Origin of the sequence: uncultured Streptococcus sp. (assembly GCF_963521865.1) — a bacterium.
GTDB lineage: Bacteria > Bacillota > Bacilli > Lactobacillales > Streptococcaceae > Streptococcus.
Map to the genome: position 1 here is coordinate 50,728 of NZ_CAUQWY010000006.1, position 22,066 is coordinate 72,793.

20 protein-coding genes are annotated in these 22,066 nt (G+C 41.5%); 4 read left to right on the top strand and 16 right to left on the bottom strand.

The features are described from left to right. Positions 1-136 precede the first annotated feature (136 nt). From RWO85_RS03305 to RWO85_RS03335, 7 genes are all read right to left on the bottom strand, one after another. Positions 137-1,189 carry a HAMP domain-containing sensor histidine kinase gene (locus tag RWO85_RS03305; protein WP_314413999.1) on the bottom strand — a complete coding sequence of 351 codons (1,053 nt, stop codon included), beginning with the start codon at positions 1,187-1,189 and terminating at the stop codon, positions 137-139. Next, positions 1,189-1,884: a response regulator transcription factor gene (locus RWO85_RS03310; protein WP_049544544.1), complete on the bottom strand. Its 696-nt coding sequence runs from the start codon at positions 1,882-1,884 to the stop codon at positions 1,189-1,191. Before RWO85_RS03310 ends, RWO85_RS03305 begins: the two co-directional genes overlap by 1 nt. 123 nt (positions 1,885-2,007) lie before the next feature. Further along, positions 2,008-3,825 carry an SSURE domain-containing protein gene (locus RWO85_RS03315; RefSeq protein WP_314414001.1) on the bottom strand — a complete coding sequence of 606 codons (1,818 nt, stop codon included), beginning with the start codon at positions 3,823-3,825 and terminating at the stop codon, positions 2,008-2,010. Between the two features lie 124 nt (positions 3,826-3,949). Next, complete coding sequence (locus RWO85_RS03320; RefSeq protein WP_314414002.1) at positions 3,950-4,615, bottom strand: TrkA family potassium uptake protein; 666 nt, start codon at positions 4,613-4,615, stop codon at positions 3,950-3,952. A gap of 13 nt (positions 4,616-4,628) precedes the next feature. Next, complete coding sequence (locus tag RWO85_RS03325) at positions 4,629-6,008, bottom strand: potassium transporter TrkG (RefSeq protein ID WP_314414004.1); 1,380 nt, start codon at positions 6,006-6,008, stop codon at positions 4,629-4,631. 33 nt (positions 6,009-6,041) lie between these two features. Then, on the bottom strand, positions 6,042-6,806 hold the full coding sequence (locus tag RWO85_RS03330) for a nucleoside phosphorylase (protein ID WP_314414006.1): 765 nt from the start codon (positions 6,804-6,806) through the stop codon (positions 6,042-6,044). Positions 6,807-7,010: 204 nt separating this feature from the next. Next, entirely contained in the window at positions 7,011-8,261 is a 1,251-nt protein-coding gene (locus RWO85_RS03335; protein WP_314414009.1) for a carbohydrate-binding domain-containing protein, read from the bottom strand. A gap of 229 nt (positions 8,262-8,490) precedes the next feature. Here RWO85_RS03335 and RWO85_RS03340 point away from each other — a divergent pair, with 229 nt between their 5' ends. Next, positions 8,491-9,267 (top strand): polyphosphate polymerase domain-containing protein, encoded by a 777-nt coding sequence (locus tag RWO85_RS03340; protein ID WP_314414011.1) that lies wholly within the window; start codon positions 8,491-8,493, stop codon positions 9,265-9,267. Then, a complete protein-coding gene (locus RWO85_RS03345) occupies positions 9,260-9,943 on the top strand; it encodes a DUF4956 domain-containing protein (protein WP_314414013.1) in 684 nt (227 codons plus the stop codon). Before RWO85_RS03340 ends, RWO85_RS03345 begins: the two co-directional genes overlap by 8 nt. A 226-nt stretch (positions 9,944-10,169) precedes the next feature. Here RWO85_RS03345 and RWO85_RS03350 read toward each other — a convergent pair whose 3' ends face one another. The 3 genes from RWO85_RS03350 to RWO85_RS03360 form a co-directional block, all read right to left on the bottom strand. Next, positions 10,170-11,981 (bottom strand): hypothetical protein, encoded by a 1,812-nt coding sequence (locus RWO85_RS03350; RefSeq protein WP_314414015.1) that lies wholly within the window; start codon positions 11,979-11,981, stop codon positions 10,170-10,172. Positions 11,982-12,487: 506 nt separating this feature from the next. Continuing rightward, positions 12,488-13,684 (bottom strand): CAP domain-containing protein, encoded by a 1,197-nt coding sequence (locus RWO85_RS03355; protein ID WP_314414017.1) that lies wholly within the window; start codon positions 13,682-13,684, stop codon positions 12,488-12,490. 136 nt (positions 13,685-13,820) lie between these two features. Continuing rightward, positions 13,821-14,858, bottom strand: a complete 1,038-nt coding sequence (locus tag RWO85_RS03360; protein ID WP_314414018.1) for an aldose epimerase family protein — start codon at positions 14,856-14,858, stop codon at positions 13,821-13,823. Positions 14,859-14,983: 125 nt separating this feature from the next. Between RWO85_RS03360 and RWO85_RS03365 the strand changes: the two genes are divergently transcribed. Then, positions 14,984-15,142 (top strand): hypothetical protein, encoded by a 159-nt coding sequence (locus tag RWO85_RS03365; RefSeq protein ID WP_314414020.1) that lies wholly within the window; start codon positions 14,984-14,986, stop codon positions 15,140-15,142. Between the two features lie 28 nt (positions 15,143-15,170). Here the strand turns inward: RWO85_RS03365 and RWO85_RS03370 are convergent, their stop codons facing one another. From RWO85_RS03370 to RWO85_RS03395, 6 genes are all read right to left on the bottom strand, one after another. Continuing rightward, positions 15,171-16,337 (bottom strand): SIS domain-containing protein, encoded by a 1,167-nt coding sequence (locus tag RWO85_RS03370; protein ID WP_314414022.1) that lies wholly within the window; start codon positions 16,335-16,337, stop codon positions 15,171-15,173. Between the two features lie 205 nt (positions 16,338-16,542). Then, positions 16,543-16,947, bottom strand: a complete 405-nt coding sequence (locus tag RWO85_RS03375; protein ID WP_314414024.1) for a PTS sugar transporter subunit IIA — start codon at positions 16,945-16,947, stop codon at positions 16,543-16,545. 3 nt (positions 16,948-16,950) lie between these two features. Next, positions 16,951-17,772 (bottom strand): PTS system mannose/fructose/sorbose family transporter subunit IID, encoded by an 822-nt coding sequence (locus RWO85_RS03380; protein WP_314414026.1) that lies wholly within the window; start codon positions 17,770-17,772, stop codon positions 16,951-16,953. Further along, entirely contained in the window at positions 17,759-18,664 is a 906-nt protein-coding gene (locus tag RWO85_RS03385) for a PTS mannose/fructose/sorbose/N-acetylgalactosamine transporter subunit IIC (RefSeq protein WP_042900108.1), read from the bottom strand. Before RWO85_RS03385 ends, RWO85_RS03380 begins: the two co-directional genes overlap by 14 nt. A 26-nt stretch (positions 18,665-18,690) precedes the next feature. Next, complete coding sequence (locus tag RWO85_RS03390; RefSeq protein WP_000156971.1) at positions 18,691-19,167, bottom strand: PTS system mannose/fructose/N-acetylgalactosamine-transporter subunit IIB; 477 nt, start codon at positions 19,165-19,167, stop codon at positions 18,691-18,693. Further along, positions 19,164-20,951, bottom strand: coding sequence for a beta-galactosidase (locus RWO85_RS03395; RefSeq protein ID WP_314414027.1), 1,788 nt, complete (start codon positions 20,949-20,951; stop codon positions 19,164-19,166). Before RWO85_RS03395 ends, RWO85_RS03390 begins: the two co-directional genes overlap by 4 nt. Before the next feature lie 323 nt (positions 20,952-21,274). On the opposite strand from RWO85_RS03395, the gene RWO85_RS03400 reads away from it, so the two are divergent. Beyond that, on the top strand, positions 21,275-21,991 hold the full coding sequence (locus RWO85_RS03400; RefSeq protein ID WP_314414030.1) for a GntR family transcriptional regulator: 717 nt from the start codon (positions 21,275-21,277) through the stop codon (positions 21,989-21,991). Positions 21,992-22,066 lie beyond the last annotated feature (75 nt).

Consider the following 22,066-nt stretch of genomic DNA (forward strand, 5'->3'; position numbering starts at 1 on the left):
GATTCGTGCAGATGCCCTTCGCCTAAACAGCCAAGGTTACTTATCATAAGACACCTGTTGACGAGCTTCATGCTTTCCTGCTGATATTTCACACAAAATTCATTTTACCATGAATGGCTAGATTTGTAAAGGGGTTTTAAGCTTTATTTTCATTACCAGAGAGGTGAAGAAAGAGGGTAAAGGTGCTTCCTAGGCCGTACTGGCTGGTAACTGTGATTTCTCCACCCAATTGATGGGCCAATTCACGCGCAATCGCAAGACCCAAGCCATGACCACCTGTTTTCATATTACGCGAAGTTTCGACACGATAAAGGCGTTTGAAAATATTCTCCAAATCCTCTGGAGCAATCCCCTGCCCCTCATCGGTCACACTGATTGAAAGCTGGTTTTTCTCCAGCTTAGCCACCACTTCCAGCTTGGTTCCTGGAGCCGAGTATTTAAATGCGTTATTGACCAGATTCACCAAGATGCGAGAAAGCTTGGCATAATCTCCTTCAATCCGAGCAGACTCTGGGATTACTTGCAAGTGGACATCTCTCTCCTCCTGCTCAATCAAGAACTGAAATTCACTCATACACTCAATCAAGAGCTGATCCAGAAAAATGCTGTCTTTGCTGGTAGTTCCCACCTGATTTCTAGCTGTATTTAGGGTCAAAAAATTCAACTCCTCAACCAGTTTATTGAGTCTTTCAGTCTGGCGCCCAATGGTTGCTAGATAATGGTCCTGTTCTCCTTCCTTGATAACCCCATCCAAAATCCCTTCTACCGTCGCTTGGATTGAAGTGATGGGGGTCTTGATATCATGCGATAGTTGAGCAATCATCAAGCCCTTTTCACGTTCGCTTTCTTCCAAGGAATCAAAGGTCGCCTGCAAATCATGGGACATTTCATTGAAAGCTTGGCCTAATTGTTGAAATTCTACAGGGCCTTGAACCTCCAGACTTGATGGAAAGTCCTTGTCCGCTACTCGCTTGGCATGTTCCTTAAGTTTGGCCAATGATGTAAAGACTGGCGATAGGAGAAAGAGACTAATCCCAGCACCAACAAAACTTGCGATTAAAGTCATGCCAATCAGGAAATAAATTTCTCTTTGCTGAATTAACATGCGCTGGATGGCCCAAAAAACCACGATAATCGTTAGGAGTGTTGAAATGATATATCCCACTAAAATATAACTTTTTAATTTCATTAACTACCTCGTGCTTTCTCAATTTTGTAGCCCAAGCCCCAGACGGTTTTGATAGTAGGCGTTTCTGCACTGGCATGTTTAGCCAACTCCTGTCTAAGAGCATGAATATGAACATTCAAGGTATTGGTATCATCCACATAGTCTTCTTGCCAGACCTTTTCATAAAGGTCTGTCTTAGAGAAAACCCGCTCTGGATTGCTGGCTAAAAGCCATAGAAGTTCGAAGGATTTGACTGTCAAATCAAGCGCCACATCTCCGACTTGGACCTCATGGCTACCGTGATTCATCCGTAAATCCCCGAGACTGACAACCTCTGTCTCACCTCCACGATGAAGGCGACGCAAGATATTGTGGACACGCAAAACCAGCTCACGTGGGCTAAAGGGCTTGGCAATAAAGTCATCTGCCCCTAAGCTCAGGCCATAAATCTTGTCCTGCTCACTGGTCTTAGCCGTGATAAAGAGAAAAGGCTGATCTGGAGATTGATACTGAACTTCACTAATCAAATCATAGCCATCCATCCGAGGCATCATGATATCTGTAATAATCAAATCAATCGGTTTTCGCTTGAAGATTTCCAAGGCCTCTACTCCATCATGAGCCACCAAAACCTGATACCCTGCCTGAACCAGATAGCGTTGATGAATATCTGTGATTTCTACCTCGTCGTCAACGAGTAAAATTGTCTTTCCCATCTGTCTCTCCTTTGAAAAAAACAGTGCTATACCACAATAGTATAACACTATTTTAATCACTTTACGAACATTCTAAACGATATCTGGATTTTTCATATCCTAGATAGAAAGTCTGTAGTTAGACTAGTCATTTTCCTCTTTTTTAGCTTTCAAACCGAGGCCACCTAGCAGTCCAGCCAAGGCGAGTCCAAAGAATCCAATAGTAGCCATTGATGTTTGAGCTTCACCAGTATATGGAAGCATGTCTTTTTGCTCTTTCATTTGATCAGCCATCATTGGACTTGACACCTTGTTATTAGCTACCATCTTGCCTTCATCAGACATTTTGCTTGAGGCTGCTGGAGTTTGGTCTTGTTTCATGCTTGGTGTTGCCATAGGCTGGCTAGCATTCATGGTTTTGTCCTGCTCTTTGTTAGGCATCATCTTATCCTGGCTAGCAGCTGGCATTTTAGATTTCATCTCATCTTGATTGGCACTTGGCATTTGAGCGTTCGTCTTAGACGCATCTTGATGACTATTCATCATTGGAGCCGGCATAGCTGAACCATTAGAAGATGGGACGAAACCTGACTGCATCGGAACAAGAGACTGATGTCCATTCAAGTTTACTGTCAAATCCTTAGTTGCTACGAGGTTGCTCAAATCTGCCTTGCCGTCTTTCGCACCGTACACTTTGATGGTAGCTTTATAGCTATGTGTACCGTTTTGTTTCAACAACTCTAACAAGTCTTTATCTGATTTGCCTTGAGTGCCAGCCAAATCCACTTCATAGAAGTAGAGGCCTTTGCCCAATTTTTCTACTGGTGGGAGAGCAGGATTTTTAGCTGAACCGTTGTCTGACCATGGTGCCTTGTCAGAAGCTTTCAAGATAAGGCGTGTCAACATACCATCACCTGCGAAGAATTCATATGGAATGACTTGGTTGACACCAGCTGTGAATGGACCTGGGAAGTTGGCTTTGTCCAAGTAAGTAGCGGGAACGTCTACTGTGTCTTTAGTGTTGTCGGCTACGCCTTTTTGCACTTCAGCTGGAGTAGTTAAGCCGTTCAAGTTGACATCCAAATCTTTTGTCGCTACGAGATTGCTCAAATCAGCCTTGCCATCTTTGGCACCATACACCTTGATAGTAGCCTTATAGCTTTGTGTACCATTTTGTTTCAAGAGGGCAAGAAGTTCTTTATCTGATTTTCCTTGAGTGCCAGCCAAGTCCACTTCATAGAAGTAGAGACCTTTACCCAATTTCTCTACCGGTGGAAGAGCGGGATTTTTAGCTGAACCGTTGTCTGACCATGGAGCCTTGTCGGATGCTTTCAAAATCAGACGAGTTAACATACCGTCACCTGCGAAGAATTCATATGGGATGACTTGGTTGACACCAGCTGTGAATGGACCAGGGAAGTTGGCTTTATCCAAGTAAGTGGCTGGAACATCTACTGTGTCTTTGGTGTTATCGGCCACGCCTTTTTGCACTTCAGCTGGAGTGGTTGCTGGTTGCGCTTCATTTGCTTCACGGTCTTGTCCAGCAACTGTAGCTGCAGGACTTTCCACAGGTTTAACCGCATCTTCCGTTTCTTTCTTAGATTCTGATTTTGCTTGCACTTCTTCTTTTGGCGCTACCACTTGGTCTTTATCAGCTACATTCACTTTTTCTGGAGAGCTTGTAGTATCCAAGCTCGCTTTAGGTGTTGAGTCTGCCTGTTCTGAAGGAAGAGCTGTATAGACTGCTTCTTTGAGAACTCCTACTGGTAAGTCGCTCTTTTCACTCACCGACGTTGCGTCTGGCACGACTTGAGCAGGGGTTGGATTGACCACGTCGGCACGCACCGAACTTGGTTGGCCAACTAGGACAAAAAAGCCACTGGCTACAACAACTGAGGCAACACCGACACTGAGACGGCGAATAGACCAACGAGTATATCTTTGATTTGGATTGAATTTCATAGGATTCTCCTTAGAGTTTTTCTTTATTTGATGACTCTAGTATAATCTCCTAAAATTAAAAAGGATTAAGAAAAAGTTAAAATTTTTCTTAAATCCCTCTTATAAAATACTTATATTAATTTTTTTACAAATTTAATTCTGCCAAATCATCTAGATACTGGTTGTTAATGACCGCCAAGATATAGGCATCCGCTTCCAAGAGGTCATTGGGTCCAAATTGGACGTCTAGCGGTGAATTTTCTTGTTCACGAAATCCTAGGACATTGAGATTGTATTGGCCACGTAGATCCAGCTGGCTCAGGCTTTGACCTGCCCAAACACTCGGAATCTTCATCTCAACGATAGACACATTTTTATCCAGCTGAAAGACATCAACATTGTTATGAAAGAGAATGGTCTGCGCTAGGGACTGCCCCATTTCATACTCAGGTGAAATCACCGAGTCGGCACCGATTTTTTCCAGCACCTTCTTGGCTGTCTGACTTTTGACCTTGGCAATAACCCTTGGTACCCCTAGACTCTTACAATGCATAACTGCAAGCACACTCGACTCCAGATTTTCCCCTGTTGCCACTACAACCGTGTCACAGGTATCAATTCCTGCAGTTCTGAGGAGTTCCTCATCTGTGATATCGCCAACAACTCCACGCGCCAAAACAGGCTCAAATTGATTGATGTGCTCAGCGTGGTCATCAATGGCAATGATATTCATATCTTGCTTGGCGAGGGCCGTCAGGACACTACTCCCAAAAATCCCCAAGCCTAAAATTCCAATCGTACGATCTGACATCGTTCTTCCTTTCTTATCCAATACTAATATCTGCTTTCATATACTGAATCAAATCTTTCTTATCAGGCTGGTAATCCGCTAGACTAACCAGCAAGGTCAAGGGACCGATACGGCCGATAAACATGAGCACCATGACAATGCTGAGAGCTAGCTTGCCCAACTCTGGCGTCAGATTTGCCGTTACCCCAACTGTCGCAAGGGCTGAAATAGTCTCAAACATAAGGTAGATAAATCGCGGTGTTCCTTCTGCCGTAATTCCCAGCAACATCAAGCCCAACAAGAAGGTCATCAAAAAGATAATGAAGACACTAAAAGATTTTTGGACTGTTCGAGCCTCAATGGTTCTCTGCGCAACATTGGCATGAGGCAAGCCCAGCAATTCACTACGCGCAAAAACTAACAAGACAAAGAAAGTCGTAATCTTGAGCCCCCCAGCCGTCCCGCCAGGAGCCCCACCGAGAAACATCTGTAGGATATAGATAAACAAGGTCACAGGTCGAGCTTGGGTATAGTCAATAGAGGCAAAACCAGCTGTTCTCATACTGACGGTTTGGAAAAAGCTGACTAGCACTTTCTCTGGAACACTAAGATTGCCAATTGTGCCTGGATTGTGCCACTCCGTAAAGAGGGTGGCTCCTGTCCCAAACAGCAAAATCCCTGCAGTCAAGAAGAGGACCAGCTTGGTGTGGAACCGCAGACGGCGTTTTTTCTTCTTGTCAAACTGGGTTGCCAAGTCAAACCAGACCATAAAGCCAAGACCACCTGTGATAATCAAGCCAGCAATGACCAGATTAATCAAGGGATCCGTCTGAAAAGCCACTAAACTGCTACTGCCAAAATTATCAAAACCAGCATTACAAAAGGCTGAAATGGCTAAAAAGATAGAGGTGAAAATGCCTCGTCCCCAGCCGAACTCAGGAATAAAACGAAAACTTAGCAGGAAGGCACCCAAGCCCTCCACCAGAAAAGTCGTCAAAAAGATGGAGCGCATAAAGGCCTTCAGCGACCGAGTTTCCCCATAACTAAAACTCTCCTGAATGGTTTCACGACTACGCAGACTAAGCTTTTGCTTGCCTTGGATATAAAAAATCCCGATAAAGGTCATGAGCCCCAGACCACCAATCTGTATCAAGAGCATACAAATCAACTGACCCCAGACATTATAGGTCGTAGCCACTGGTTGCGTAAAAAGGCCGGTTACACAGACCATAGACACCGTCGTAAAGAGATGGTCAAAATAAGTAGCCTGCGAACCACTCGCCTGAACAAAAGGCAAACTCAAAAGGAGAGAACCTATAAGAATAACTCCAGCGAAACTTAAAAAAATGCGACGAGCTGGTGAAAGTCCACCCAAGACCCTTTCAATTTTTTTCACAAATAATTTGAATAACATACATCCATTGTACCATAAAAAGAAGAAGAGTAGCTAGATCTGAAAGGCAATCTCAAGGCAGAGTTCCAAGGCCTTCTCGAAAGCTTCTGAACCCCAGTCACGACTATCGTACTGGTCCAAGTCTGCTAGGGAATCAGCTGTGAACAACAATTCTCCCCAGAGAACCCCACGCAGTTGGGCTACTGCCGCAAGCGCAGAACACTCCATCTCCACAACAGCACAGCCTTCTTCCTTGCGATAAGCCACCTTTTCAGCCGTTTCTCGGTAAAAACCGTCTGTCGTCCAGGTCATGACTTCTTCATAGGAAATCCCTCTGGCTTCCAACACTCGCTCAATAGCAGCAATAGCCTCTGCCTGAATTTCCATATAACGAGAAGGTGCCACATAGTGATAACTAGCTCCTTCATCTCGCAGAGCGCGCACAGGGACTAGAAAGGCATTTTCCTCTATATCAGCCAGCACACCACAGGTTCCAGTGGAAATAATCTGCTCCACACCATAGCCAATCAACCAATCCATAAACTGGGCTGCTGGAGCTGAACCTACAGGAGCCTGAGCCAGACAAATTTCCTCGCCCTTGTAGTTCACGACATAGACTGGATAGGTCTTGGTGGCAGAAACGAATTCGCCGACACAGTCCGCCCCTACTTCCCTCGCATAACGGTCAATCTCCTCACCTAAAAAAGCATAGACACACTTCTTGGGCAAGTGCAAGTCCAGCCCCTCGTGATTGGGCATGATGACCGCCTGAGGATTGTCATCAAACTCTAAAATAGGAATCGCGTGTTTCTGAATCATAACCTACCTCCTCTAATTTTGTACTATTGTATCAAAAGCTGACCGAGTGTCAAGGAGAAAGCTGATGAACTGAGTCAGTAAACAAAGACGGGTAGCCTAACAATTGTAACTTTGAAAGCTACGATTATAAAATCCCTCGTAACATATCAATTTATCACCCATATAAAAAGATAGCCATTCTAATTGAATGCTATCCTTTTTTGTTTATCCTTGTCCACCAGGGGCTGGACCGACAGGACCACCATTTCCTTGAGGTCCTCCATTTGGTCCACCGCCTCCAGGCATAGAATTGACAATATCAGTTTGTTTTTCGTCGTTGATGTAAATATCCCCACCTGTGTAAGTTGCTGTTCCATCAAAGTCAAAACCTGTTTGACCAGTCATTTTAATGGTTCCACCGATAACCGTGATATTCCCGTTTGAGTCAATTGGATCTGCGTCCCCTTGACCGACTTCTACAGTTAGATTGCCCCCTGTCATGGTAAAGTAAATATCGCTTTGCTGGGCATTTTTATTGGCTGCATTGACTCCATCATCTGTCGAGTAGACATTGATATCGCCACCATTTATCGTAATGCCTTTTCCTTCAATTCCTTCAGTCGAATTCTTGACTGTGTAAGTACCGCTATCAATCACTAGGCTGCCAGAAGCGTGAATGCCATCATCCCCTGCTGTGACTGTTATGGTATTGTTAGCTAAATACATATTTCCGACAGTCATATCGTCATCATTGTCAACTTTGACACCATCTTCCTTAGCATCGATCGTCATGGTCGCACCAGTGATGTTGAGTTCATCATTGACATTAAAGGCATCGCCAACTGATGTGATGTTAAAGGTTCCACCTGTGATGTGGAGGGTGTCGTTAGCCTTGATAGCATTGCTTTTCTTGCCATCCACATTGAGAGTTCCTGAGCCATTGATGGTCAAATCAACCTTAGAAAAGAGAGCAGCATTTGCCTTTTCATCACTGTTAGAGCTTGAGTCAGACAGGCTGTTTGTCGTTCCTTCTGCTAAAGTGAGGTAGACATGACCGGCTGATGTCGCTGAAATTGCTGCATTGGTATTGGTCATGGTCGCACCTTTTAGGACTAGGTGAACATCTGCTGACTTATCTGCCTCGACCTTGATCTGTACTCCGTCAGACTGACCTGAAATCACATAGGTTCCAGATTTTGTAATGGTCACTGTTGAATCAGATACTGTCACACCATCACCTGAGACATTTGCAGATGAGCCCGACAATTCAATCTTAGAAGCTGTACTTTCATCATAAGAGGTATCATAGTCCTTTTCTGTAAAATAAGAAGATTGACTGTTTTTAGCCGAAGTTGTGATAGCAGTCGTATCTGCCGCTGCAGTTGTACTTGACTTGGTCGTTGACTGCCCACAAGCTGCCAACAAGGTCAGAGCTGTTAAACTGGTTAAGATTAGGTTCCATTTTTTTGATTTCATACCTTTTCCCTCGCCTTCATTTAGCTTGACCTTAGTTTACAGGGAAAGTCTAAAAGAAAGCTAAACTTTTTCTGAAAGTTTTCTTAAGTTCAGTTTCAGTTAAGCTATCTTTAACAAAAGTTTTAGGAAAGTTCCCTAGACTAATTACAAGCAAGTTTAACTTGCCCAGACACATATATCTTCTAATAAGATAGTGTAGTGAAACAGTTTAATAAAGGAGACAGGATTTATGAAACCAATTGAAACAAGCTTCAAACGAATTGAAACCAAATATATCGTTGCCAAGACGGACTTGGCTGATTTAATAGAGGATTTAAAAACATACCTCGTCGAGGATGATTATCCAACATCTACCATTTCTAATATCTACTTTGATACAGAGCAATTTGATATGATTCAGGATGATAGCCAAGGTACTAAGCGTAAAGAAAAGATTCGGATGCGAACCTATCTCAGTCAAGTCCAGCCTGATAGTCAGGTATTTTTAGAAATCAAATCCAAGGACAGAACTGGTGTCGGACGAAAATATCGTCTCTTGTCAACTCCCCAGTCTATCACCCAGTTTATGACAAAAGGACAGCTGGATAGCAGCATCAAGGACCAAATGATGATTGAAAAAATTCAGCAACTCCAAGAGGAATATCAGCAAGCCATCATCCCTCGTATGTATATTTACTACGACCGCTTTTCTCTCAAGGAAAAGAAAGAAATTAGCGGATTTCCCTACAATAAAATTCGTGTCACTATTGACCAAAATTTAACCTATCGTAATAATAATGTCAGTTTATTTTCAGGAAAGGACGGCTTCCCTCTACTAAACGAGGACATTGTCATCATGGAAATTAAAGCTCCAGGTAGAAAACCCCAATGGCTACAAGATATTCTCGACCAACATGGACTGGTAGAGCAGAAGTTTTCAAAATACAGCTGCGCCTACCACAAGTCTCAGGGGCGGGACTATAGCCCACTACCAAGCACAGAAAGTGTAGGTACTACTTATGTCTAATCTTTTTAATTCTATTTTCAACGATACAACTGCCACTGCAGACCCTATCCAGCTCTTTCTAGCTCTCTTTGTCAGCCTGATTTTAGGTTTGGCTCTGACCTGGGCCTACAAACACCGTACTCTCTATACACGGGAATTTGCGGTTAGTTTGACCCTACTCCCCTGCTTGATGACCTTGGTCATCTTTCTGGTAAATGGCAGCCTAGGAACCTCTATCGCCGTTGCAGGAACCTTTAGCCTCATTCGTTTCCGTTCAGCTACCAGTGGCTCACGGGAACTAATTGCTATCTTCCTTGCCATGATTATCGGGCTAGCGGCAGGGACAGGCTACCTAGCTCTAGCGGTTCTCTTCACCGTCTTTATCTTAGCGGTATGGCTTCTTTTAGAAAAACAACAAAGCAAGAGCAATCACCAGCGCCGCAGACTATTAACCATCACAATTGCCAATCAAGAAGAAAAACTCCAAACTATCCAATCTGGGCTATCACAATTCTGTACTGAGTTAGACCTCATCTCCATTGATACCAGCAATGATGGAGAACAAGTCACCACTGTCTATGAAGTGGATTTCAAGACTCAAACCGATGACTTCCAAATCATCCATTACCTCACTAAAGAACAGAATACTTACCAGGTTTCCCTGACCAAAAATGCCAAGAAGAGAAAGAATTTGTAATTTTCAAATCCAATAGCAAACTAACAGTCTGTTGAGTTCCGCCATTCTTTCCCAATCAAAAAAACTCCGTAGTCTCTAGCGCTATAGATCCAGCTAGAGATTACAGAGTTATTTTTTAATCTAAACTTCCTACAAGGGTATAGTATCTACTGAAAGGATATGGTATTTGTAGGGAATACTTTAAAGAGTTCTTACAGGAAGTCAGTATTAACTAGTTACATTAGGTTTAGTTAACCCATTCACCATTGGCATTGACTCTATAGCCATCTACAGTTGTATTGACTACAAGGGCACCTGAGCCATTGACATAGTACCATTTGTCTGATACTTTGAACCATTGGCTTGCTTTCATAGCACCTGATGCTTCAAGATAGTACCAGGTATCTCCATCTTTCACCCAACCTGTCGCCATAGCACCGTTAGCGTTTAGATAGTACCATGAGCCGTTGACTTTAGCCCAACCTGTTGCCATAGCGCCATTGCTGTTTAGGTAGTACCATGAACCGTTGTTTTGGAGCCAACCTGTTACCATAGCACCATTGCTGTTGAGATAATACCATGAATCGTTGTTTTGGAGCCAACCTGTCGCCATTGAACCATCAGTATTGTAGAAGTACCACATACCGTTTTCTTGTTTCCAGCCTGTTTTTGGAGCGGCTGGTTGTGCTGGTTTTACTACAGAATATGAGCTGTATGATGGAACATATGAAGGGTATGAAGGGACATATGTCGGATTAGATGGTCTTGCAGGAACAGAAGGTTGTGCTGGAGTTTCAGCTGGTTTTGGCGGTTGCTGTTGAGTCAAGCGGTTATATTCTTCTTCTGATCTACGAGCATAGTCTTCTTCAGCTTGTTGATCATCTGTTTTCTCTGCTTTTGGTTTTTCAGCTGGCGTTTCTTTAACTTTATCTTCTTCTGCAGCTTTTTTATCAGCTTCATCTATTGCTTCTTCAGCATCTTCAGCAGTTAATCCATTTTTGAAACCTTCTACAATTTTAGCTCTCGTTTCAGCTGCTTCTTTCTTTAATGCTTCAATCGTTTTTTGTTTTTGTGCTTCTAATTCTGGATTATTTTTCGTATCAGCTTTTTCTAGCTCTTTAATTGTAGCTTCTAAAGCTTTATCGTAATTGGCTAAAAATTCTTTTTGGGCAGCTGCTTCTTCCTTAGCTTCTTTTTCTTCTGCAACTTCCTCTTCTTTAGCTTTTTCTTCTATTTCTTTTTCAACGTCTTCTGCAGTTAGACCTTCTTTGAGGTGTTTTTCATAATCAGCCTTCTTATCTGCAGCTCGTTTTTTTAATTCATCAATAAACCCTTGAATTTGTTTTGCTAATTCTGGATCATTTTTTGCATTTTTTAAATCTTCTTCTAATTCTTTAACTGTAGCTTCTAAAGCTTTATCAAAATTAGATAAGAATTCTTTTTGAGCAGCTACTTCGGCGTCTTTCTTCGCTACTTCTACCTCTTGAGCTGCCTCATCAGATCTTTTCTTAGCTGCTACTTCTTCTGCTTTAGCCTCTTCTGCTTTTTTCTTAGTCTCAGCTAACTCATTTGCTTCGGGAACTACTGTTGCTTGTTCCTTATTGAAATTCGCTTCCGCCTCTTTTTGTTTTAATGTTACCTCTTCAATATGAGCTAATGCATCATCTAATTGCTTTTTAGCATCAGATTTTTTACTTCTTGGACTTTCGTTAAATTTTCTTTGTGCTTCTTGGAATTTTACATACGCTTCTTGAACTGCCAAATTCACTTTTTGAAGTTCTTCATCCGCTTTTCGAACAAGCTCTGCTTTCTCTTCAGTTTTCTTTTGATCGTCTTCATATTTTTTCTGAGCGTCTTCTGCTTTCTTTTTAGCTTCTTCGTAACCTTTCTTAGCAGCTTCAGATTTTTTCATTGCTGCATCATAGTCTTTCTCAGCTTTAGACTGGTTAGCTACGGGAGCGTCTTCTGCTCTTACAAAAGTAGGCTGAGACACAACAAAACCAGCCCCTAAGATAGCGACGCTGGCTAGACTTGTTAAAATCATTTTTTTCTTATTCATCTAAATTACCTCTTTTCTGATAATCATTTTCAGATTGTACTTATATTAAGTATATCCCTTCTCGTAAATACTTGTCAAGTGTTTTATATTACAATTGTGTTGCATTTTTGTTCGGAATTTTATTTGTTTTATCAAAGTTTTTATGAAAATTATTTTGAAAACTTTCGTATTTCTTTACATTCTCTCCCATAGAGTTCCTCTTTTATATTAAAACAAGGTGTGTATTTGCTTCTCACACTGCTTTTCGATTGCAGATGAAGCTTACATTCCAGAAATAAACATATACCAAAAGTAAATGTCCAAGGTTGATTTTTGAATTACGAATAGTCTAGCGATGACTCTAGCATATTTGCGATAGATGATGACTCGTCCTTGCTTTCAGCGAGTAGCAACTGACACTAGACACTCCAAAAAAGAGGTCAATGTTCGCCATCAACCTCTTTCTTATCATTCATTCTTTTTGTTAAGTAAGATGAATACTGTACCTATGACTTGCTATCTTCAGCCTAGTTTACCCATTCACCATTACCATTTACAAAGTAACCATCTGGTGTTGTTGTGCTGACTGCCAAAGCTCCTGAACCATATGCATAGTACCAGTTCTGGCCAACTTTAAACCAACCTGTCTTCATGATACCTGCTTCATCAAGATAATACCAGATTCCATTTTCTTTAAGCCAGCCGGTTTTCATAGCTCCTGAGCCATCAAAATAGAACCATCTGCTACCATCTGTTCCCCAGCCTGTAAACATCGCGCCTGAATTATCAAGGAAATACCATGTTCCATCAACTTCTACAAATCCAGTCTGCATGACACCTAAATCATTCAAGTAGTACCATTTACCACCTGTTTTCACCCAGCCTGTTTTCACATCACCAGACTCATAAAAATACCATTTACCATTAGATTGCACCCAGCCAGACTGACTAGATGTAGATGTTCTAAAATCTTTCAACGATTTTTCTACAACTGTAGCTTTACTTTTAACCGTTGAAAGGTTCGATGCGGTCACTTCTGTATATTGAATAGCAGAGCCATAGCCACCAGCCAATTCTTCTGAAGAAGCATCATCACCTAAAGCTAGAGAAATCGTTGCTACTTGCTGAGAGCTGGCTGCGTTTTTAAAGGCCGCGAGACCCACATAGGTAAATTTAGAATTGACCAAAACCTCATAATAACCTGTAAATTCTTTAGAGGTTCCATCCTTCTTTTTCGCTACATAATTCACCTTCTCAGCATGCCAGTTTTCAATTGCTTTTAGAAAACCTTCATAGTTTACATCTAAAGCTTCTCCTCTTATACTATTACTAGATGGAAAAGCAGTCCAGATTTCTTTCGTAGAAAGACGCTCAGGTTTCAGAGTTACTGACACCTCAGTAGCGCGTACAAAAGCAGTTTTCTCAAGATCAGTAGACCATTTAATAGGGACATACTTATCTACCAAACCTTCATCAGCTGCTTCCTTACGAATCTTATTAATCGCGTCCAAAATAGATTGTTTGTTTGGAGTTAAAAATTCTCCCTTGATTCCAACCAAAACGTTGCCACTAGAAGGTTTTAGCACTTCTGAGGTCAATACATTTTCATTTTTACCATTAATAGATTGTGTTGCCACCAATCTGTCATTCGCAAAAACATCAGTTGTCAAAACTGCTCCAGCCAAGGTCAAAGCCAAGGCACTAGCAAATACAATTTTCTTCATCTTTTTCTCCTTTTATCCTTTAGATAGGACAGGTATTTTCAATATTAAATTATATCATATTTCCCTATTCTTTGTCCGTTTCTACTAATGTCATGAGGCAAATGATATTCCCCCCGAAAAGTATAAACTTTATCCTTTATTTCACAACAAGCTCATAACGTGTCTTACTTGTAAAAGTTTGACCGGATTTAAGAATGACTTGGTCTTTGAGGTCACTGTGAATGGCATCTGGCAACGCTTGCGCTTCAAGGGCAATCCCATTGTGCTGTAGCATTGGCTGACCTCCTATGATGACACTTTCATCCACAAAGTTTGCTGTATAGACAACAAAGCAAGGAGCCTCTGTCTTGAAAAGCAGGAAGCGACCTGAGTTCTGATCATAAAGGAATCCAGCATTGTCATGACCTTCAGAAAGCGCAAATGGATGATCTAAACCTGATACAAGCTGGATTTGCTCATCTTCTTCTGCAAAGATATCCTTCAACAAGGCACCATTGTAGATGTGTTTGACAACATCACGAGTAATATCTGGAGTTTTGGCCGGAACACCGTCTGGAGCGATTGGGTAAATACCCTCTGTGTTTAGTTGGAAGACATGACGGTCAATTGTCTGCGTGAAATCACCAGACAAGTTGAAATAGCTGTGGTTGGTTGGATTGACCAGTGTATCCTGATCTGTCGTCACCTTGTAGCTAATTTCATAGGCACCAGTTTCTTCCAAGTGGTAACTGATCCAAATCTTGAGATTGCCAGGGAACCCTCCTGTCCCATCTGTACGCTCTGTGTAGAGGGTTAAGCCATGGTCACTCACTTCAACTAGTTCAAACAAGCTAGAATCCCAACCAGTTGAACCACTGTGGTTACAATTGCTAGCATTGTTGACTTCAAGGTCATAAGTCTTGCCATTAAGCTCAAAGGTCGCGCCTGCAATACGACCCGCTACAGGACCTACGCTCGCTCCATGCTTAGGACTATTGCCTACATAGCTATCAAAGTCATCAAATCCCAAGATTACATTGGCAAAATTTCCATCTTTGTCAGGCGTGACATAGCGCAAGATGGTCGCACCATAAGTCATAACCTCAAGCTGGTAGCCACCGTCTGTCTCAAAGCGATAGGCCAAGACATCCTTGCCCTCAACATTTCCAAATACACGCTCTGTATATGCTTTCATTCTGTTCTCCTTTTACTATTTCTCTCAAGCAAACAAACCATAGAAAGCCTACTGACAATCTATGGTTTACTTGTATGATTTACAAACTCCTTTATCAAGAATCTATAAACACTGTCTTATACTCAATGAAAATCAAAGAGCAAACTAGGAAGCTAGCCACAGGCTGCTCAAAGCACTGCTTTGAGGTTGTAGATAGAACTGACGAAGTCAGCTCAAAACACTATTTTGAGGTTGCAGATAAAACTAACGAAGTCAGTAACATCTATACGGCAAGGCGACACTAGTATGGTTTAAAGAGATTTTCGAAGAGTATTACTTTTGATATTCGTGGATGATAACACCTTGTACCACACGGTTTACTGTACCTGTAGGAGACGGTGTATCTGGTTTGTTTTCTACCTTGAGTGAAGTCAATAGGGCAAAGAGTTGGGCATAAACGATGTAAGGGAAGACACGGTAAATATCATTCAAGACACCGCCACAACCAAGGGCCACTTCTTTGACATTTTCAAGGCCAAAGGCTTGATCACTCAAAAGCACAATACGGCGAGCAATCTGATCACCAGCAACTTCACGAACCAAGTCCAAGTCGTACTTGCGAGTGTAGTCTGTTGTTGTACCAAAGATCAAAACAACTGTATCTTCGTTGATAAGAGATTTTGGACCGTGACGGAAGCCGACTGGACTTTCATACATAGTCGCCACTTGACCAGCTGTTAATTCCAAAATCTTGAGTTGAGCTTCATGAGCAAGTCCAAAGAATGGACCAGCGCCTAGGTAGATGACACGGTTAAAGTCGAGGTCAACAAGTTCTTTGACATCTTCTGCATTGTCTAGAATTTTACGGGCAAGACTAGATACAACTTCAAAACGTTCAGCTTTCACAGCAAATTCTGTAGGATCAAAGACCAAGAGAGCTGTTAGCATCATAGAGGTAAAGCTAGAAGTCATGGCAAAGCCAGCATCATTAGAGGCAGCTGGTTGCAAAAGCAAAAGATTGCGGTCATCTCCATGAGCTTGAAGAGCCAATTTACCATCTGCTGCACAAGTAATCGTCACTTGATAAAGCTCATCCACCAAGGCTTTTGCCAAATCAACAGTCGCAACACTTTCAGGCGAGTTCCCACTACGAGCAAAAGATACAAGGACAGTCGCCACATCTTTTTTCAAATAAGTTTCTGGATTGGCAACGATATCTGTTGTCGCAATGGCATTGAAATTCCATTTGCGTTCGTCATAGACTTCCTTAAAGTAAGGTAGCAAGGTATCTCCTACATAAGCAGAAGTCCCAGCACCTGTCAAGATAACCTTGATATAGTCATGTTTATCAGCAATCCCTTGCAGGAAGGCTGCAATTTCTTCACGTTTTGCTTGATAAGATTCAAAAGCTTCTTTCCATACATCAGGCTGTTGGTAGATTTCACGTGTAGTTATTTCTGCACCCAATTCGATCAAGTCTTCTTTTGTATAATGTAACATTGAGTTCCTCTTTTTCTATTAAATATGGGAATGGGAGTAAGCCCCATTCCCATGTATATTCTATATAAAATGCTCTAACGATTTTCACGTTATCACATCGTATACTCAATGAAAATCAAAGAGCAAACTAGGAAACTAGCCGCAGGCTGTACTTGAGTACGGTAAGGCGACGTTGACGTGGTTTGAATTTGATTTTCGAAGAGTATTATTCATCTTCGTCATCATCGAAGCCCGCTAACAGGTCATTAACTTTCACAATGCTTTCTGCAGCACGGCTCTTATAGTCCGCATCTACGCCTGTAAGGCTCGCATTGATGAATTCAATCACCATTGGAAGATTCATCCCTGCGTAAAGATCAATATCACGACCTTCCATAATCAAACGGCTTACCACGTTACATGGTGTTCCACCGAGAAGATCCGCAAAGACTAGGAAATCATCCAACCCTTCAATAACAGCTTCAAATTTTGCAGTAAATTCTTCTGGACCGTCTTCTGGAAGAAGAGCCACTGCATGAATATTGTCTTGTGGACCCATAATCATTTCAGTGCTACCTTTAAGTTCTTCACAGAAACGACCATGGCTCACCAAAATTAATGATTTAGTCATAAATTATGCGCCCATTCCAAGTACAAATTTACCAAAGGCAGAAAGAGCCAAAGCAAGTACGATAATAATACCGATAGCTTTAGTAGAGTTCATACCTTTCTTACCAAGCAACCAGAAGATAAAGGCAGTAAAGATTGCTGGAAGCAAGCGTGGGAAGATTGAGTTCAAGATATCTTGGAAGTCAATCAATTTTTCACCGATTGGTAATTTGTAAGAAACTTCAAAGTTGATCATTGTTGCTACAAGAGCACCCATCATGAAGACACCAAGTACAGATGCAGCGTCAATCAAAGCTGTCAAAGTACTTTGCATATTGTTGATAAGGTTAACCCCTTCTTTGTAGGCAAATTCCAACTGTTTCCAACGGAAGATGTCATAAGCAACTGCAACTGCGATCCAAAGGAAGATACCCCAAGGTTGGCCACCGATAGCCATAGTTGCTGCGATAGATCCCATGATAGCAGGTACAAGTGAACCAAAGATTGTATCTCCAAGAGGAGCGAATGGTCCCATCAAACCTGTCTTGATACCGTTAACGGCATCTTTTGAACCTACACCATCTTTTTCTTCCATGGCAAGGTCAAAACCAGCGATAATGGTATGGAAGAATGGAGAAGTATTGAAGAATTGAGTATGAACTTTCATCATTTCTTTCAATTCAGGAGTTCCATCCCCATACATTTTACGCAATTGAGGCAAGATCATGTACAGGTAACCAGAAGCTTGCATACGTTCGTAGTTCCAACCCAATTGGAAAGTAAACAAGCTACGTTTGTTGATTTGATTAAAATCTTCTTTTGTAAGTTTGTAATTAGAATTCGTCATCTTCGATTTCCCCACTTTCTGATGGTGTAGAAGGTGCTGCCACAGCTACTTTTTGGCTATTTTTGAAGTGAAGCACTGCAAGGAAGATACCTACGATAGAGATACCAATCATAGACAAACCTTTAAAGTTGTTGACAAAAGCAATTTTTTCAGCAACATCTTTAGGTAGAGTACCTACGATACCAGCAACAGCGCCACCAAGACCTGTTACGTATGAGTAAAGAACAGTCAACATAGCTGTCAAACCGAATCCCATAGCAAGGTAGTGAAGGTTACGTTTAACTGGAAGGTAACGAAGCAAGATTGCAAATCCAAGACCTGGAAGCATACGTCCTGCAAGTGTCAAACCATCTGCAACCCATTGGTATTCTTTAACGAAGTCTACAACTGATTGTACAAAGGCACCACCAAAGGCAAGGGCAAAGAAGACTGGAAGGGCACGAGATAAAGCCCAAGGAATCGCACCAAGCAAGTAGTTGCGTTCGATTCCTTTGTAGTCAAAGCGTTCGATTGCTGCATCCACACGGTGAGCGAAGAAAGTAGTTGTCATACGACCAAGAACGTCGAAGTAAGTCAAGAGAGCTGCTACTGGCACAGCGATTGTTGTAATCGCAAGTGCTGTATCGATACCTTGTGAAACAGAGAAAGCTGTCGCAAGAACCGCACCAGAAGTTGCGTCGATACGAGAAGCACCACCGAAGGTACCAACCCCAAGAACGAACAGTTGCAAGTTACCACCGATAAGCAGACCAGTAGTCACATCTCCCATGATTAAACCAGTAATGAAACCAGCAAATACAGGGGAACCTGCAGATGAAACGATCGTCAACTCATCACAGATTTGATAAGCTGAGTACAAAGTGAGAAGTAAAATTTGCCACCATTGTATCATAACAATGACCTCCTAAAAATTTTTTCCTATTTTAATAAGCTCAAAAAGTCTGAAACTGGATCATTTGGAACCATTTGAGCAGTAAGTTTAACACCTTTTTCTGCCAATTTGTGGAAGTCTTCCACATCCTTGTCCACTACGTTGATAGAACGTGTGATGGCGCGAGTTTCTGGTGTTTGAGACATATTCCCAACATTAAGAGTTTCAAGTGGTACACCTGCTTCGACCAAACCAAGGAAGCGGTCTGGCTTACGAGCAACGATAAAGAGACGTTGGCTATCGTATTTACCAGCAAGAATATTGGCTGCCGCTTTCTCAATTGGCAAAATACTCAATTTCACACCTGGTGGTGTCGCAAGTTTCAAACCACTCTTTTCAACGTCGTTGTTGACAACTTCGTCATCTACAACCATAATACGTGAAACATTTAGTTTTCCAGCCCAAAGATTGGCTACTTGTCCGTGGATCAAACGTCCATCGATACGGCATCCTACAATTGTCATAAGTTTTCCCCCTTTATGTGTTTTAGTGTAGGTTTACGAGTTAAATGAATCTCTTCTTTATATTCACCTTCTGTTTCAAAGATAATGATGCGGTTGGCACCTTCCTTGAGATAGCTATGAGGAATATAAAGCGAGAGTGTTGGGCCAACGTTCCAAAAACGTCCTAGATTCTGCCCATTGACAAAGGCAACCCCCTTACCAAACTCAGACAAGTCTAGGTAAGTATCTTTCGGCTCCTCAACTGTAAAGTCGTAAGCGTAAAAGGCTGGTTGTCCTTCTGTCCATCCTTTTGAAAAATCAATTTTCTCAGGATTATCTAGTGGGAGTGGATAGTGTTTCCAGTTTAGTAAGAAGTGTAAATCCTTACAAACCCCTGTTCGGATTCCTTTACGTTGTGTATCCGCTAAGAACTTGTGCCCATAGTTGACACGCCCCATATTTTCTATCAATATATCAATCCTAGACAGCGCTTTCTTTTGACCTTGATAAAAAATATCTTCCCCAATCTCGGTTTGATATTGGGTTTCAACCCACTGACCATCGATATAAAGCTGAGCCCTATCTCGACCATCAATGATACGAAGTCTTTCTTCTTCTGCATCCCAGTTTGTTTCTGTTCGATAGAGTAAGTAGCCATAACTTTGTCCTAGCTCCTCCATCTTTTGAGGATAGAGACTTTCTATCGGACTAGACAAGCTATCTAAGGTTTCAAACAAGGAAACTTTTTCAGCTAATGGAATAGCATTTACTTTCATACTCTCCTTATAGAACGGTTCCAACTGCGGATACTCTGGGAAATGTGTCGCCATCATCTTCTTGACTGCCAAGTACTTGGCAGTTGGATTTCCTTCTTCATCCAGAAGGGCATCGTAATCATAAGATGTGACTTGTGGCAAATCCAAGGTCCCTCGAGCCGAGCAACCATTCATGAAGCCAAAGTTTGTACCGCCATGGAACATGTAGAGATTGATGGAACCTTGCTCCAAAACCTCACGAACTGCATCTGCCAATTCTTTTGGATCCCGTGTGATAATCGGTTCTTTCCAACGGTTGAACCAGCCATCCCAGAACTCCATACACATGAGTGGCCATTTCTTGCCATGTTCATCAAAGAATTCCTGCATCTGTGAAAAGTTGTAAGGTGCCTTAGAACCAAAGTTGCCTGTTACAAAGAGGTCATCTTCGATTAAAGTTCCCGCTTTCAGAGTTGCTCTCCAAGGACCATCTGACGTAAAGAGGGGACAGGTTACGCCACGCTCTTCCATCAACTGTCGAATGGCTCTCAGATAAGCCTTATCCTCGCCATAAGAACCATACTCATTTTCAACCTGCATCATGAGGATATTCCCACCATTGTCCAATAAATGTGGAACCAATCGTGACAAGAGTTGGTCATAATAACGACCAACTGCCTCGATATATGCTGGGTCTGATGAACGGATTCTCATATCTTTGGTTAAGAGCCAAGCTGGTAAGCCACCGAATTCCCATTCCGCACAGATAAAGGGAGACGGACGCACAATTGCATAGAGACCCAAATCCTGTGCTATCTGGAGAAATCTCTCCAAATCCTGAGTTCCTTCAAAGTTAAACTCACCTTCACGAGGTTCATGTAAATTCCAAGCTACATAAGTCTCTACTGTATTAAAACCAAGGGCTTTCAAGTTGTAGAGTGAATGATACCAATCTTCTGGAGGAATCCTAAAATAATGAATGGCGCCGGACAAAATCTTGAACGGTTTCCCATCTAAATAGAAATCGTCCCTAATCTCAAATCGTGTCATTTTACTACCTTCTGACAATTAAAGTTCACGCTTTCATTTGTTGATATAGCAAATATATCTCAATATTTTGTTTTTGTCAATAGGTTTTGGAAAATTCTTTAAAATTTTTCCATTTTTTTACTTACCTTTTACCAAAATTATCAAAAAATCGTATGAAAGTGCCTATTTTTGAAGTACAGAGAATTATCCAATTATAAAATGGATTTTTTTACATGTATAATAATGTTTCTAGCCTATTATTTTAATTTTTTTACCTAAATACTACTATTTTATTTACATTTATGGTAGAATCAAGGATGGAAAAATAGAATTGAGGTGAAATTATGGCTATTCCAAAATACCAATATATTAAAGATGAATTAAAAAATAAAATTATCTCTGGTCAATTTGAAAGTGGTGATAAATTTTACACAGAATCCGAATTGATTTCAATGTATGACGTAAGTTCTATCACAGTTGTTCGTGCTTTAAACGACCTTGCTAAAGATGGTTACATCGTTCGCAAACAAGGAAAGGGTACATTCGTTTCACGCGCACGTAAGCACAAACTCGTAGAATTTTCAGACGTCGAAGTTTTTGAAATGAAAAATGATAAAGTCACTGTCCTTTCTATCGAACGTGGAAATAAACTTGAATATTTAGATAAGCTTGGACTACGTGGTGATCAGTTCTACTACAAGATTGAACGTGTCCGCGAAACAAATGGTATCGTATACATCTACCACACATCTTACATTCCAGAACAATACATCAACGCAAATTATCCAAATCTTGAATATTATAGCTCTATCTATAACCGTTTCAAATTGGATTACCACATTCATATGAGTGATGAACATTTTGAGGAAATCAATGCAATTACATTCCCAACACCAGAGCATGCTGCTTCTATACTAGGAATTGATACACAATTCCCAACAGTACTTCAAACAAAAACTACTAAGCTTGAAGCAACTGGACAAGTTCTTGCCTATAGCAAGACGTATAAGCGAGCAGATTACTACAAAATCAAATTCATTTCATGTAACCGTGGTCACTAAGAAAAAGCTTGAGCCTTGCTCAATGTCATTAAGTTAAGAAATTCAAATACAATTCTGTATTTGGGTTTCTTTTTT